Source organism: Pseudomonas putida, from assembly GCF_028682475.1.
Classification (GTDB): Bacteria; Pseudomonadota; Gammaproteobacteria; order Pseudomonadales; family Pseudomonadaceae; genus Aquipseudomonas; species Aquipseudomonas putida_AG.
In genome coordinates this window covers 38,517-50,221 of the sequence record NZ_JANHLE010000037.1, presented here as the reverse complement: position 1 = coordinate 50,221, position 11,705 = coordinate 38,517, and the positions used below count along the sequence as shown (strand labels likewise).

The 11,705-nt window shown below is 61.1% G+C and carries 12 protein-coding genes; 5 read left to right on the top strand and 7 right to left on the bottom strand.

What is annotated here, in order from left to right:
• Positions 1 to 21 precede the first annotated feature (21 nt).
• Positions 22 to 1,389: a DNA repair protein RadA gene (gene radA, locus NPS47_RS22945; protein ID WP_038614855.1), complete on the bottom strand. Its 1,368-nt coding sequence runs from the start codon at positions 1,387 to 1,389 to the stop codon at positions 22 to 24.
• A 174-nt stretch (positions 1,390 to 1,563) separates the two neighbouring features.
• Between radA and mscL the strand changes: the two genes are divergently transcribed.
• Entirely contained in the window at positions 1,564 to 1,977 is a 414-nt protein-coding gene (gene mscL / locus NPS47_RS22940; protein ID WP_274297043.1) for a large-conductance mechanosensitive channel protein MscL, read from the top strand.
• Between the two features lie 48 nt (positions 1,978 to 2,025).
• Here the strand turns inward: mscL and NPS47_RS22935 are convergent, their stop codons facing one another.
• A complete protein-coding gene (locus tag NPS47_RS22935) occupies positions 2,026 to 2,802 on the bottom strand; it encodes a ferredoxin--NADP reductase (protein WP_038614861.1) in 777 nt (258 codons plus the stop codon).
• Positions 2,803 to 3,042: 240 nt separating this feature from the next.
• Between NPS47_RS22935 and NPS47_RS22930 the strand changes: the two genes are divergently transcribed.
• Complete coding sequence (locus tag NPS47_RS22930) at positions 3,043 to 3,738, top strand: autoinducer binding domain-containing protein (RefSeq protein ID WP_274297042.1); 696 nt, start codon at positions 3,043 to 3,045, stop codon at positions 3,736 to 3,738.
• 88 nt (positions 3,739 to 3,826) lie between these two features.
• Positions 3,827 to 4,951 carry a methyltransferase gene (locus NPS47_RS22925; protein WP_274297041.1) on the top strand — a complete coding sequence of 375 codons (1,125 nt, stop codon included), beginning with the start codon at positions 3,827 to 3,829 and terminating at the stop codon, positions 4,949 to 4,951.
• Between the two features lie 82 nt (positions 4,952 to 5,033).
• Here NPS47_RS22925 and NPS47_RS22920 read toward each other — a convergent pair whose 3' ends face one another.
• The 5 genes from NPS47_RS22920 to NPS47_RS22900 all read right to left on the bottom strand — a co-directional run bounded on the left by NPS47_RS22920 (position 5,034) and on the right by NPS47_RS22900 (position 9,101).
• Positions 5,034 to 5,189 (bottom strand): DUF2474 domain-containing protein, encoded by a 156-nt coding sequence (locus tag NPS47_RS22920; protein WP_274297040.1) that lies wholly within the window; start codon positions 5,187 to 5,189, stop codon positions 5,034 to 5,036.
• Positions 5,190 to 5,201: 12 nt separating this feature from the next.
• Positions 5,202 to 6,209: a cytochrome d ubiquinol oxidase subunit II gene (gene cydB / locus NPS47_RS22915; RefSeq protein WP_274297039.1), complete on the bottom strand. Its 1,008-nt coding sequence runs from the start codon at positions 6,207 to 6,209 to the stop codon at positions 5,202 to 5,204.
• A 3-nt stretch (positions 6,210 to 6,212) separates the two neighbouring features.
• Positions 6,213 to 7,658: a cytochrome ubiquinol oxidase subunit I gene (locus NPS47_RS22910; protein ID WP_274297038.1), complete on the bottom strand. Its 1,446-nt coding sequence runs from the start codon at positions 7,656 to 7,658 to the stop codon at positions 6,213 to 6,215.
• A gap of 375 nt (positions 7,659 to 8,033) precedes the next feature.
• A complete protein-coding gene (locus NPS47_RS22905) occupies positions 8,034 to 8,582 on the bottom strand; it encodes a DJ-1 family glyoxalase III (RefSeq protein WP_274297037.1) in 549 nt (182 codons plus the stop codon).
• A gap of 39 nt (positions 8,583 to 8,621) precedes the next feature.
• On the bottom strand, positions 8,622 to 9,101 hold the full coding sequence (locus NPS47_RS22900; protein WP_274297036.1) for a GNAT family N-acetyltransferase: 480 nt from the start codon (positions 9,099 to 9,101) through the stop codon (positions 8,622 to 8,624).
• Between the two features lie 215 nt (positions 9,102 to 9,316).
• On the opposite strand from NPS47_RS22900, the gene NPS47_RS22895 reads away from it, so the two are divergent.
• Together NPS47_RS22895 and trmA are read left to right on the top strand one after the other, a co-directional pair.
• The gene (locus NPS47_RS22895; protein WP_274297035.1) at positions 9,317 to 10,612 is read left to right on the top strand and encodes an NCS2 family permease; all 1,296 of its coding nucleotides are present in this window, start codon (positions 9,317 to 9,319) and stop codon (positions 10,610 to 10,612) included.
• Positions 10,609 to 11,694: a tRNA (uridine(54)-C5)-methyltransferase TrmA gene (trmA, locus tag NPS47_RS22890; protein ID WP_274297034.1), complete on the top strand. Its 1,086-nt coding sequence runs from the start codon at positions 10,609 to 10,611 to the stop codon at positions 11,692 to 11,694. Before NPS47_RS22895 ends, trmA begins: the two co-directional genes overlap by 4 nt.
• The last annotated feature ends 11 nt before the right edge of the window (positions 11,695 to 11,705 follow it).

Genomic DNA, 11,705 nt, shown 5'->3' with positions numbered 1-11,705 from the left:
CAAGCCAGCTCCCACCACCTGCTACTCGAACAACGCATCCAGCGCCTGCTCCAGACGAGTGACGGCAATCACCTGTAATCCTGGCGGCGCTTCCTTGGGCGCATTGCCCTTGGGCACGATGGCGCGTTTGAAGCCATGCTTGGCTGCTTCTTTCAGGCGCTCCTGGCCACTGGGAACCGGGCGCACTTCACCCGACAGGCCAACCTCGCCAAACACCAGCAGGCTGTTATCCAGCGGACGGTTGCGCAGGCTGGACATGATCGCCGCCATCAATGCCAGGTCGGACGCCGTCTCCAGCACCTTGACCCCACCGACCACGTTGAGGAACACATCCTGGTCATGGGTCGGAATACCGCCGTGGCGATGCAGCACCGCCAGGAGCATGGCCAGACGGTTCTGGTCCAGGCCCAGGGTGACCCGGCGCGGGTTCGACAGGTGACTGTCATCGACCAGCGCCTGGACTTCCACCAGCATCGGCCGGGTACCTTCCCAGGTGGCCATGACCACACTGCCGGGGACTTCCTCCTGGGCACGGGTGAGGAAGATCGCCGACGGGTTGGAGACCTCCTTCAAACCGCGGTCGGTCATACCGAACACGCCCAGCTCATTGACTGCACCGAAACGGTTCTTCACCGCCCGCAGCAAACGCAGGCGGCCGTCGGACTCGCCTTCGAAATACAGCACGGTATCGACCATGTGCTCCAGCACCCGGGGACCTGCCAGCGCGCCTTCCTTGGTGACATGACCAACCAGGAAGATCGCCGTGCCGCTCTGCTTGGCGTAACGCACCAGCAATGCGGCGCTCTCACGCACCTGGGAGACACCGCCAGGCGCCGACTGCAACTGCTCGGTGAAAATGGTCTGGATCGAATCGATCACCATGACCTTGGGCTTTTCCACCCGGGCGGTGGCAATGATCGCTTCGATGCAGGTTTCGGTCATCACCCGCAACTGATCCTGGGGCAATCCCAGGCGCCGGGCACGCATCGCCACCTGCTGCTGGGACTCTTCACCGGTGACATACAGCGCCGGCATGCGCGTAGCGATGGCGCACAGGGTTTGCAGAAGAATGGTCGATTTGCCGATACCCGGGTCGCCGCCAATCAGCACCACCGAGCCGTCGACCAGGCCACCGCCCAGCACCCGGTCGAGCTCGGCGCTGGCGGTGCTGAAGCGCGGAATCTCTTCGACGCTGACTTCGGCCAGGGTCTTGATCTGCGCCTGCTGCCCGGCCCAGCCGGTGCGGCCACTGGGCGCTGCTGCAGCGCCGCTTTCCAGCACGGTCTCGACCAGGGTGTTCCAGGCCCCGCACTCACCGCACTGTCCGGCCCATTTCGGAAAGGTCGCGCCGCACTCAGTGCAGCCGTACATGCGCTTGGCCTTGGCCATGGGGGACGGTCCTCGGAAAAAGGAACCATGATAGCCGACCTACGTGACCTGGGCGGCCACATAAAACGACAAAACTATTCGATATAACTGCAGTCTGTAACAGCAGCGCGGAGCATGAAGCGTGTAGCTGAATTACACTGCGTTTACCAACTCATCTGTTACAAGGAATAAACCATGGGCGTGCTCAGTGAATTCAAGGCCTTTGCGGTCAAAGGGAATGTGGTCGACATGGCCGTCGGTATCATCATCGGCGCCGCCTTTGGCAAAATCGTTTCATCCTTTGTGGGTGATGTGATCATGCCACCGATTGGTTTGCTGATCGGCGGTGTCGACTTCAGTGATCTTGCCGTCACCCTCAAAGCCGCCGAAGGCGATGTACCGGCAGTGGTGCTGGCCTATGGCAAATTCATCCAGACCATTCTCGACTTCATCATCGTCGCCTTCGCGATCTTCATGGGCGTCAAGGCGATCAACCGCCTGAAACGCGAAGAAGCCGAAGCGCCAAGCCTGCCACCGGTACCAACCAAGGAAGAAGAGCTGCTTACCGAGATCCGCGACCTGCTCAAGACGCAGAATCGGCAGCCCTGATCCAGCCCCGGGGCCGCTTTGCGGCCCATCGCAGGCTGTCGCCAGCTCCTACCAGTAGTTCTCTACCGCAACCTGCCCGGGGCGGCGGCTCAGGCTCAGGTTCAGGCCACGCTGCTTGAGCACCTGGCGGGTGTCGTCGATCATCTGCGGATTGCCGCAGAGCATTACCCGCGAATGCTCCGGCGTCAGCGCCAGGCCCGCAGCGCGCTCAAGCTCTCCGTTCTCGATCAGGGTGGTGATGCGCTCATTGAGAGCACCGGGATGCTGTTCGCGCGTGACCACCGGAATGAACTGCAACTTGCCGGCAAACTCGGCCAGATAGTCACGCTGCTCCAGACCGGCGATCAGGTCCAGGTACGCCAGCTCCTTGGCTTCTCGCACCGAATACACCAGTTTGATCGACTCGAAACGCTCCCAGACTTCAAAGTCCTGCAGGATCGAGACGAACGGTGCGATGCCGGTGCCTGTGGCCAGCAACCACAGATCACGGCCATCGACAAAACGGTCCAGGGTCAGAAAGCCAAAGGCCTGACGATCGATCAACAAGCTGTCGCCTTCCTGCAGACGACTCAGCTCGCTGGTGAATTCCCCTCCCGGCACCACGATGGAAAAGAAATCCAGGTGCTCGTCAAACGGCGACGAGACCATTGAATAAGCGCGCCAGACCACACTGCCATCGGCCTTGGTCACCCCCAGGCGGGCGAACTGGCCGGAGCGGAAGCGGAATCCCTGATCACGCGTAGTGCGCAGGCTGAACAGGCTTGGGGTCAGCGGCTGGACGTCGAGCAACGTCTGGCGGGTGAACTTTTCAGCACTGGCAGTCATGACTTACTCCAAAAAACAGATGCGCCCAGTGTCGCGCAATCGCGCCAGGATAAACACCGCTGGATTGTAGTGGCATCGCCACGGCCACGGTCGACACGCAGATTTCATGTCGGTCCAAGACCCAAACTGATAAAAAAGCACTTGCTTGTAACGAAAAAAACTCAGCAAAAGAGTCAGGTAATTCCTACACTGTTTTTCTATAAAGTGAAATTTGGATCCAAATTGCACGAGGCAGTAGCCATGCCATACCGACAGGAAGTTCAGCTGAAACAACTGCTCAGTGAAACAGAGGAACATCGGAGATTCGACTTGGCGGCGTCTCTGGCGGCACAGCTGGGCATGGAGTATTTTGCCTTCACCCCGACCCCGGCAAACCCTTCCCTGCACCCGCAGTTCAAGACTTATAGTAACTTTCCCAAGGCCTGGAACGAGTGCTATCAGCGCTGCAACTACCAGAGCATCGACCCGATCGTCGCCTATTGCCATGATTCGTTGCTGCCTATTCTCTGGGACGATGATGCCTTTCGAGAGACCCCCGAACTTTGGGAGCAGGCCCGACAATATGGACTGCGTTACGGCTGGAGCCAATCTGCACACGACCTGCATCGTAACGTAAGCCTGTTAAGCGTGATCCGCAGTCATACACCGGTCGACAGAAGCGAATACTACGAAATGGCCGGGAAGACCATGTGGTTGTGTAACCTGATGCACACGCTGATATTTGACCACCCATCAAGCAAACCCAAACTCTCCACCCGGGAAACCGAAGTGCTGAAATGGTCAGCTGCCGGCAAGACCGCTGCCGACATCTCCTGCATCCTCTCGCTGTCGCAAAGCACGGTAAACTTCCATATCCGCAGCATCATCACCAAGCTGAACTGCAGTAACAAAACTGGCGCCATTGCGACTGCTGCCATGAGCGGCCTATTGGGATAACCCCCTGCCATCCAAAGCCCTGTAGAATCATGCCCCTGTAAAACGCGGCCGACTGCGTCGCGCGACCATGTCTCAGAGCCTTAAAGCCATGCCCTTGTTGACCAGCCCCTTCGCCGAGCTCGACCTGCTTCGCCAGCCCGAGCAAGCCAACGATCCCCTGCAAGCTTTCGATGCTGCCGACGAGTACCTGCTGCAGCATCTGGCCAAGCAACAGCCAGATGCCAGCAGCCGCGTGCTGGTTCTCAATGACAGCTTCGGGGCCTTGGCCATCAGCCTGAGCCGCCATCTGCAGGTCGCCAGCAGCGGTGATTCGTACCTGGCCCGCCTGGCGCTGGAGAAAAACCTGGTGCGTAATGGCCAGGCTTTCGACGCGCTGCCATTCATAGCGGCAAACGCCCACTGGCAAGGCCCGTTCGACCGGGTGCTGGTGCGCGTGCCCAAGACCCTCGCGCTGCTCGAAGAGCAACTGATCCGCTTGCAGGGGCATCTGGCACCCGGTGCCCAGGTCATTGCCGGTGCGATGATCAAACACCTGCCACGCGCGGCCGGTGATCTGCTGGAAAAATACATCGGCCCGGTACAGGCGTCGCTGGCGCAGAAGAAAGCCCGCCTGCTGATTGCCACGGTCGAGGACAAAGGCGCATTCACCTCCCCCTACCCAACGCGCTACCAACTGGATGCGCCACGCCTGGAACTGCTCAACCATGCCAATGTGTTCTGCCGTGAAGGCCTGGACATCGGCACCCGCGCGTTCCTGCCTCACCTGCCCCACAACCTCGGCTCAGCCCGGGTCGCCGACCTCGGTTGCGGCAATGGCGTGCTGGCGATCGTCAGCGCCTTGAGCAACCCGCAAGCCCACTACACCCTGGTCGATGAGTCCTACATGGCCACCCAGTCGGCACTGGAAAACTGGCAGGCGGCGCTGGGTCAGCGTGAAGTCAGCGTGCGCGCCGACGATGGCCTGGCGGGCCAGCCGGCACAGTCACTGGACGTCGTGTTGTGCAACCCGCCCTTCCACCAGCAGCAGGTGGTCGGCGACTTCCTCGCCTGGCGCATGTTCCAACAGGCGCGCGAAGCGCTGGTGGTCGGCGGTGCGCTGTACATCGTCGGCAACCGCCACCTGGGCTACCACAGCAAGCTGGCACGCCTGTTCCGTGGCGTTGAGCAAGTGGCGGCGACGCCGAAGTTCGTGGTGCTCAAAGCGCGTAAGTAGATGCAGTAGGCAAAAAAAACCCTTCACAGCTCACACTGTGAAGGGTGGTAAATCCGCCGCAAGGCGGGATGGGAAATGCGCTTTAGTGGGTGCTTAAACCCGCTGCAGCCATAAACATGCGCATCAGCCAGGCAACAATCCCCAGGGCCAGCACGCTGCCGGCCCAGATCACCGCCAGCCAGCCCAGCCGTTGCCAGAGCGGCTTTTTCTCTTCATCGAAGGTGTGTTTGCCAGTCATCGCCGGGCCCTCCTAGTGGTAGCCATCCTCGTGGGTCACCTTGCCGCGGAACACGTAGTAGCTCCAGAAGGTGTAACCCAGGATGAACGGAATGATGAACAGCGCCCCCACCAGCATGAAGCCCTGGCTCTGCGGGGGTGCGGCAGCGTCCCAGATCGAAACCGATGGTGGAATGATGTTCGGCCACAAGCTGATGCCCAGACCACTGTAGCCAAGGAAGATCAACGCCAGGGTCAGCAGGAACGGGGTGTAGTGCGCATTGCGTGCCACCGCCTTGAGCAAGCCGTAGAGGGTCACCAGCACCAGGATCGGCACCGGCAGGAACCAGAACAGGTTAGGCAGGGTGAACCAGCGCGAGGCGATCTCCGGGTGCGCCAGCGGCGTCCAGATACTGACGATACCGGTCACTGCCAGCAGCACCAGGGCCAAAGGACGCGCCAGGTCATGCATCTGCAGTTGCAGCTTGCCTTCGGTTTTCATGATCAGCCAGGTGCAGCCGAGCAAGGCGTAGGCGACGATCAGCCCCAGCCCGCAGAACAGACTGAACGGGGTCAGCCAGTCGAAGGCGCCACCGACATAGCTGCGGTCGACCACCTTGAAGCCTTCGATGAAGGCCCCCAGGGCCACGCCCTGGAAGAAGGTCGCAGCGAGCGAGCCGCCGATGAACGCCTTGTCCCAGAGGTGACGCTTTTCAGCCGTGGCCTTGAAGCGGAACTCGAACGCCACACCGCGGAAGATCAAGCCGACCAGCATCAGCATCAGCGGCAGGTAGAGTGCCGAAAGCACCACCGCGTAGGCCAGCGGGAAGGCGCCGAACAGCGCCGCGCCGCCAAGGACCAGCCAGGTTTCGTTACCGTCCCAGACTGGCGCAACGGTGTTCATCATCACGTCACGGTCCTGCTCGCCTTTGACGAAGGGGAAGAGAATGCCGATCCCCAGGTCGAAGCCGTCCATGACCACGTACATCATGATGCCGAAGATAATGATCACGGCCCAGATCAGTGGAAGATCAATACCCATGACTCAGTTCCCCTTGTTCAGGCTGGCGTGTTCGCCATTGTCATGATCGTCAGTGTCATCGGCAGCAGACAGCGGCCGCGCGGGGGTACGTTTCTGGCCAGGTCCACCTTTGATCGGCTCTTCGCCTTCGCCGGTTTTCGGCCCTTTGCGCACCAGACGCATCATGTAGCCCAAACCCGCACCGAACAGGGCGAAGTACACCACCACGAACATCACCAGGGTCACGCCCAGCTGGGTATAGCTGTGGTTCGAAACACCGTCGGCAGTGCGCATCACGCCATAGACCACCCAGGGCTGACGGCCAACTTCGGTAGTGAACCAGCCGGCGAGAATCGCGATCAGGCCGGACGGGCCCATCCACAAGGTCAGGTAGAGGAACGGCCGCGAGCTGTAGATCTTGTCGCGCTTGCGCAGCCACAGGCTCCACAGACCGACGAAGATCATCAGCATGCCCAGGCCGACCATGATGCGGAACGACCAGAACACCACGGTGGAGTTAGGCCGGTCTTCCTTCGGGAACTCCTTCATCGCCGGCACTTGCTTGTCCAGGCTGTGGGTCAGGATCAGGCTGCCCAGGGCCGGGATTTCCAGTTTGAAGCGGGTGGTCTCGGCCTCCATGTCGGGAATGCCGAAGAGAATCAGCGGGGTCGGTTCGTCACCGACATTCTCCCAGTGCCCCTCGATCGCGGCGATTTTCACTGGCTGGTGCTTGAGGGTATTCAAGCCATGGAAGTCACCGATCACGGCCTGAATCGGCGCCACGATCAGGGCCATCCACATCGCCATCGAGAGCATTTTGCGGATCGCCGGGTTGTCACGCCCACGCAGCAGGTGCCAGGCCGCCGAAGCGCCGACGAAGAACGCTGTGGCAACGAAGGCAGCGGTGGCCATGTGCAGCAGGCGATAAGGGAACGACGGGTTGAAGATCACCGCGAACCAGTCCACCGGAATCACGACGCCGTTGACGATTTCGTAACCCTGCGGGGTCTGCATCCAGCTGTTGGAAGCCAGAATCCAGAAGGTGGAAATGATCGTACCGATGGCCACCATGACCGTGGCAAAGAAGTGCAGGCCGCGGCCGACACGGTTCCAGCCAAACAGCATGACACCAAGGAAACCGGCCTCGAGGAAGAAGGCGGTGAGCACTTCATAGGTCAGCAGCGGCCCGGTGATGGAACCGGCAAAGTCGGAGAACTTGCTCCAGTTGGTGCCGAATTGGTAGGCCATGACCAGGCCGGAGACCACACCCATACCGAAGTTGACGGCAAAGATTTTCGACCAGAAGTGGTAAAGGTCACGGTAGACACTGTTGTTGGTCTTCAGCCACAAGCCTTCAAGCACCGCCAGGTAACTCGCCAGGCCGATGGTGATGGCCGGAAACAGGATGTGAAAAGACACGGTAAACGCGAACTGAATTCGGGCGAGATCTAGGGCCTCTAATCCGAACATAGTGCTTCCTCTGTCAGGTAATCCGGCGTCAGGCGATAGGCCTTGGCGCCAACTGCCCCCACGGTAGTTGAGTGTGGCTAGTTGGAATTGTTCTGAAAACTTCACAACGCAGGGAATTCGGCCGTTCTGGCCCACCGTTGCAAATGAAACTATTGATCCAGATCAACGGCTGCCTGAAAGGATAGTCCTGAAAGGCTCGCGCGGTTGTGTGGTTCATTGCCGCAGATCAGTTGTGCACGGTTTTGCGCGCCCCAAAACAGTGCACGAACGGGCGCAACGCACGACCTTCCTGTAACTTGCCGTTACAAACTGAGCGTGCTTTGCGGCGCCGTCATTCGGTAGGAGCGGGCTTGCCCCGCGATGAAGCCAGACCAGTCACACCTGCATCAGTCCCGCAATGCGGTTACGAACCGCCCTGCTCACCAATTGCTCGACCAGCGTCAAGGCAAACGCCAGCGCCGCTCCCGAGCCCTGGGCGGTAATGCAATTGCCATCCACCACCACTGGCTGATCGACGAAACTGCACCCGGACAACTGCTGGCTGACATCCGGATGACAGGTCATACGGCGCTGACGCAGCACCCCGAAAGCCTGCAATGCCAAGGGCCCTTCGCCAATCGCGGCAAAAAACTTCCCGGCTTTGGCCTGCTCCACTACCCGCTGTGTCAGCGGTTGGTGCACCGCCATGTGCTGCACCCCTTTCTCGCCCCCGGGCAACACGATCAGGTCGAACGGCTGGGCGAGCAGATCCACCAGCATGCCGTCGGCGGTCAGGCGCGTGCCACGGGCGCAGGTCAGCATGCGCCGGCCTTCGATGCTGGCCACCACCACTTCCACTTCGGCGCGGCGCAACACGTCGATCAGGGTCACGCTCTGCAGGTCATCCACACCTTCAGCAATTACGATCAGGGCTCTGTGGCTCATCACTGCACTCCACCGGGGGTATGAACAAAGCGTAGTCGCTCACAGCATCAGGGTCAGTTGGCGCTCGTAGCCCTGGCGGGCGCGGTAGCCATCACCGCTGTCAATCCAGCCAGTGCCCCGGTACAACGCCAGAGCGGCGTGATTAGCGGGTTCCACCGACAATTGCAGGCGGCGAACATCCGGCCAGCAGGCGCGAACCCAATCGGGTAATGCCTGCATACAAAATCGTCCCAGACCGCGCCCCTGCAAGCGTCGATCCACCTGCAAGGCAGTGATCGTGGCCGCATCGGCCGCGGCCCAGGGCGGCAGGAACGCCCCGCGCTGGAGTAACAGAAAGGCCCTTGGCACGGCATCGAGCAACAGCACCACACCGCGCCTGTCAGCGCTTTCAGTACTCAGCAGGAGGTACAGCGCACTGGCCATATCGCCGCAATAGCGCTGTTGCTCGGGGTGCACCTGGATGCCGGTCAGCTGGTCGCGCTGGGCCTGGCTCAGGTCGCGGTAATCAATCAGTTGCACAGCGGGCTCTCATGAGGGGGATGTGGGGGAATCGGCGCAGAACCTGCAGATATCTGCAGTGTATCGCGACAATAATTACCGCTGGCCAAGCATGCTGGTATGATGCGCGGCTTTTTTCCGGCCCAATCAAATTCCGCAAACCGTCCGGTACGGTCTGTGCTTTGCTGATGGGGTCGATACATTCACGGCGCCGGGGCGCGCCACGGGGAGCAGGCATGCTGGAAAGGCTGTTTCAACTAAAAGCACACGACACCAATGTCCGCACCGAAATTCTCGCGGGCGTGACCACCTTCCTGGCCATGGCCTATATCCTGTTCGTCAACCCGAGCATTCTCGGCGAGACCGGCATGGACAAGGGCGCGCTGTTCGTTGCCACCTGTCTGGCCGCCGCCATCGGCTCGACCACCATGGGCCTGATCGCCAACTACCCGATCGCCCTGGCGCCGGGCATGGGCCTGAACGCCTTCTTCACCTACACCGTGGTCCTGCACATGGGCCACACCTGGCAGGTGGCCCTGGGTGCGGTATTCATTTCGGCGGTGCTGTTCTTCCTGTTGTCGATCTTTCGTATCCGTGAGTGGATCGTCAACAGCATTCCGCTACCACTGCGTTCGGCCATTGCTGCTGGTATCGGCCTGTTCCTGGCGCTGATCGCCCTGCACAACGCCGGTATCGTCGTCGATAACCAGGCGACCCTGGTGGGCCTGGGCGACCTCAAGCAACCGGCGCCGATCCTCGCCACCCTGGGCTTCTTCCTGATTGTCGCCCTCGAAGCCCTGAAGGTTCGTGGTGCAGTACTGATCGGCATCCTGGCGGTAACCCTGGCCTCGATCGGCCTGGGCGTCACCCCGTTCGCCGGCGTGGTCTCGATGCCGCCTTCGCTGGCCCCGACGTTCCTGCAGCTGGACATCAAGGGTGCCCTGGATGTCGGCCTGATCAGCGTGATCTTCGCCTTCCTGTTCGTTGACCTGTTCGACAACTCCGGCACCCTTATCGGTGTGGCCAAACGTGCCGGCCTGATGCGCAAAGACGGTCACATGCCGAAGATGGGCCGCGCCCTGATCGCCGACAGTACCGCAGCCATGGCCGGTTCCCTGCTCGGCACCTCGACCACCACCAGCTACATCGAGTCGGCTGCCGGCGTGAGTGCTGGCGGACGCACCGGCCTGACCGCCATCGTGGTCGCCATCCTGTTCCTGCTGGCACTGTTCTTCGCCCCGCTGGCCGGTAGCGTGCCGCCCTTCGCCACCGCGCCGGCGCTGTTGTTCGTCGCCGTGTTGATGGCGTCGGGCCTGGCTGAAATAAACTGGGACGACGTTACCGAAGCCGCACCCGTGGTGATCACCGCCCTGGCCATGCCGCTGACCTACTCGATCGCCAACGGCATCGCCTTCGGTTTCATTTCCTGGACTGCGATCAAGTTGCTCTCCGGCCGTCGCCGCGACCTGAACCCGGCGCTGGTGATCCTCTCGATCCTGTTCGTCATCAAGCTGGGCTGGTTCAACGCATGAGTGCTGTCTTCGATCCTTCGACCTACACCCAGCAGCTTGACGCCAAGGCCACGCGCCTGCGCGAGCTGCTGGCGCCTTTCGATGCCCCGGAACCTGCGGTATTCGACTCGCCCCGCGAGCACTATCGCCTGCGCGCCGAATTCCGTCTGTGGCGCGAGAACGAGCAACGCTTCTACGCAATGTTCGCGCCGGGTGAGAAGCACACGCCGATCCTGATCGAAGACTTCCCGATCGCCAGCCTGCGCATCAATGAACTGATGCCACGGCTCAAGGCCGCCTGGCAGGCCAGCTCGGCGCTGAGCTTCAAGCTGTTCCAGGTCGAGTTCCTCACCACCCTGGCCGGCGACGCCATGATCACCCTGTGCTACCACCGTCCGCTGGACGAGCACTGGGAGGCCGCCGCGCAGCAGTTGGCCAAAGACCTGGATGTCAGCATCATCGGCCGTTCCAAGGGCAAACGTGTAGTGATCGGTCGCGATTACGCGGTTGAAGAACTGCAGATCGCCGGACGCAGCTTCCGCTATCGCCAGCCGGAAGGCGCCTTCACCCAGCCTAACGGCGCAGTGAACCAGAAGATGCTCAACTGGGCCTACGAGGCCCTCGGCGAGCGCCAGGACGACCTGCTGGAGCTGTACTGCGGCAACGGCAACTTCACCCTGCCGCTGGCGACCCGGGTGCGCAAGGTGCTGGCCACCGAAATCAGCAAGACCTCGGTCAATGCCGCGCTGCATAACCTCGACGACAACGCTGTGGATAACGTGCGTCTGGTGCGCCTGTCGGCCGAAGAGCTGACCGAAGCACTGAACGAAGTACGTCCATTCCGCCGTCTGGAAGGCATCGACCTGAAGAGCTACCAGTTCGGCAGCGTGTTCGTCGACCCGCCGCGTGCCGGCATGGACCCGGACACCTGCGAGCTGACCCGGCGCTTCGACAATATCCTGTACATCTCCTGCAACCCGGAAACCCTGGCGGCAAACATCGCCCAGTTGCACGACACCCACCGCATCGAGCGTTGTGCGTTGTTTGACCAGTTCCCGTATACCCATCACATGGAAAGTGGGGTGTTGCTGGTTCGCCGTTGACCCCGGCATTG

Bases quoted from the DNA above. Each gene is read 5' to 3' on its own strand.
- radA (WP_038614855.1), bottom strand. From the start codon at position 1,389: ATGGCCAAGGCCAAGCGCATGTACGGCTGCACTGAGTGCGGCGCGACC.
- mscL (WP_274297043.1), top strand. From the start codon at position 1,564: ATGGGCGTGCTCAGTGAATTCAAGGCCTTTGCGGTCAAAGGGAATGTG.
- NPS47_RS22935 (WP_038614861.1), bottom strand. From the start codon at position 2,802: ATGACTGCCAGTGCTGAAAAGTTCACCCGCCAGACGTTGCTCGACGTC.
- NPS47_RS22930 (WP_274297042.1), top strand. From the start codon at position 3,043: ATGCCATACCGACAGGAAGTTCAGCTGAAACAACTGCTCAGTGAAACA.
- NPS47_RS22925 (WP_274297041.1), top strand. From the start codon at position 3,827: ATGCCCTTGTTGACCAGCCCCTTCGCCGAGCTCGACCTGCTTCGCCAG.
- NPS47_RS22920 (WP_274297040.1), bottom strand. From the start codon at position 5,189: ATGACTGGCAAACACACCTTCGATGAAGAGAAAAAGCCGCTCTGGCAA.
- cydB (WP_274297039.1), bottom strand. From the start codon at position 6,209: ATGGGTATTGATCTTCCACTGATCTGGGCCGTGATCATTATCTTCGGC.
- NPS47_RS22910 (WP_274297038.1), bottom strand. From the start codon at position 7,658: ATGTTCGGATTAGAGGCCCTAGATCTCGCCCGAATTCAGTTCGCGTTT.
- NPS47_RS22905 (WP_274297037.1), bottom strand. From the start codon at position 8,582: ATGAGCCACAGAGCCCTGATCGTAATTGCTGAAGGTGTGGATGACCTG.
- NPS47_RS22895 (WP_274297035.1), top strand. From the start codon at position 9,317: ATGCTGGAAAGGCTGTTTCAACTAAAAGCACACGACACCAATGTCCGC.
- trmA (WP_274297034.1), top strand. From the start codon at position 10,609: ATGAGTGCTGTCTTCGATCCTTCGACCTACACCCAGCAGCTTGACGCC.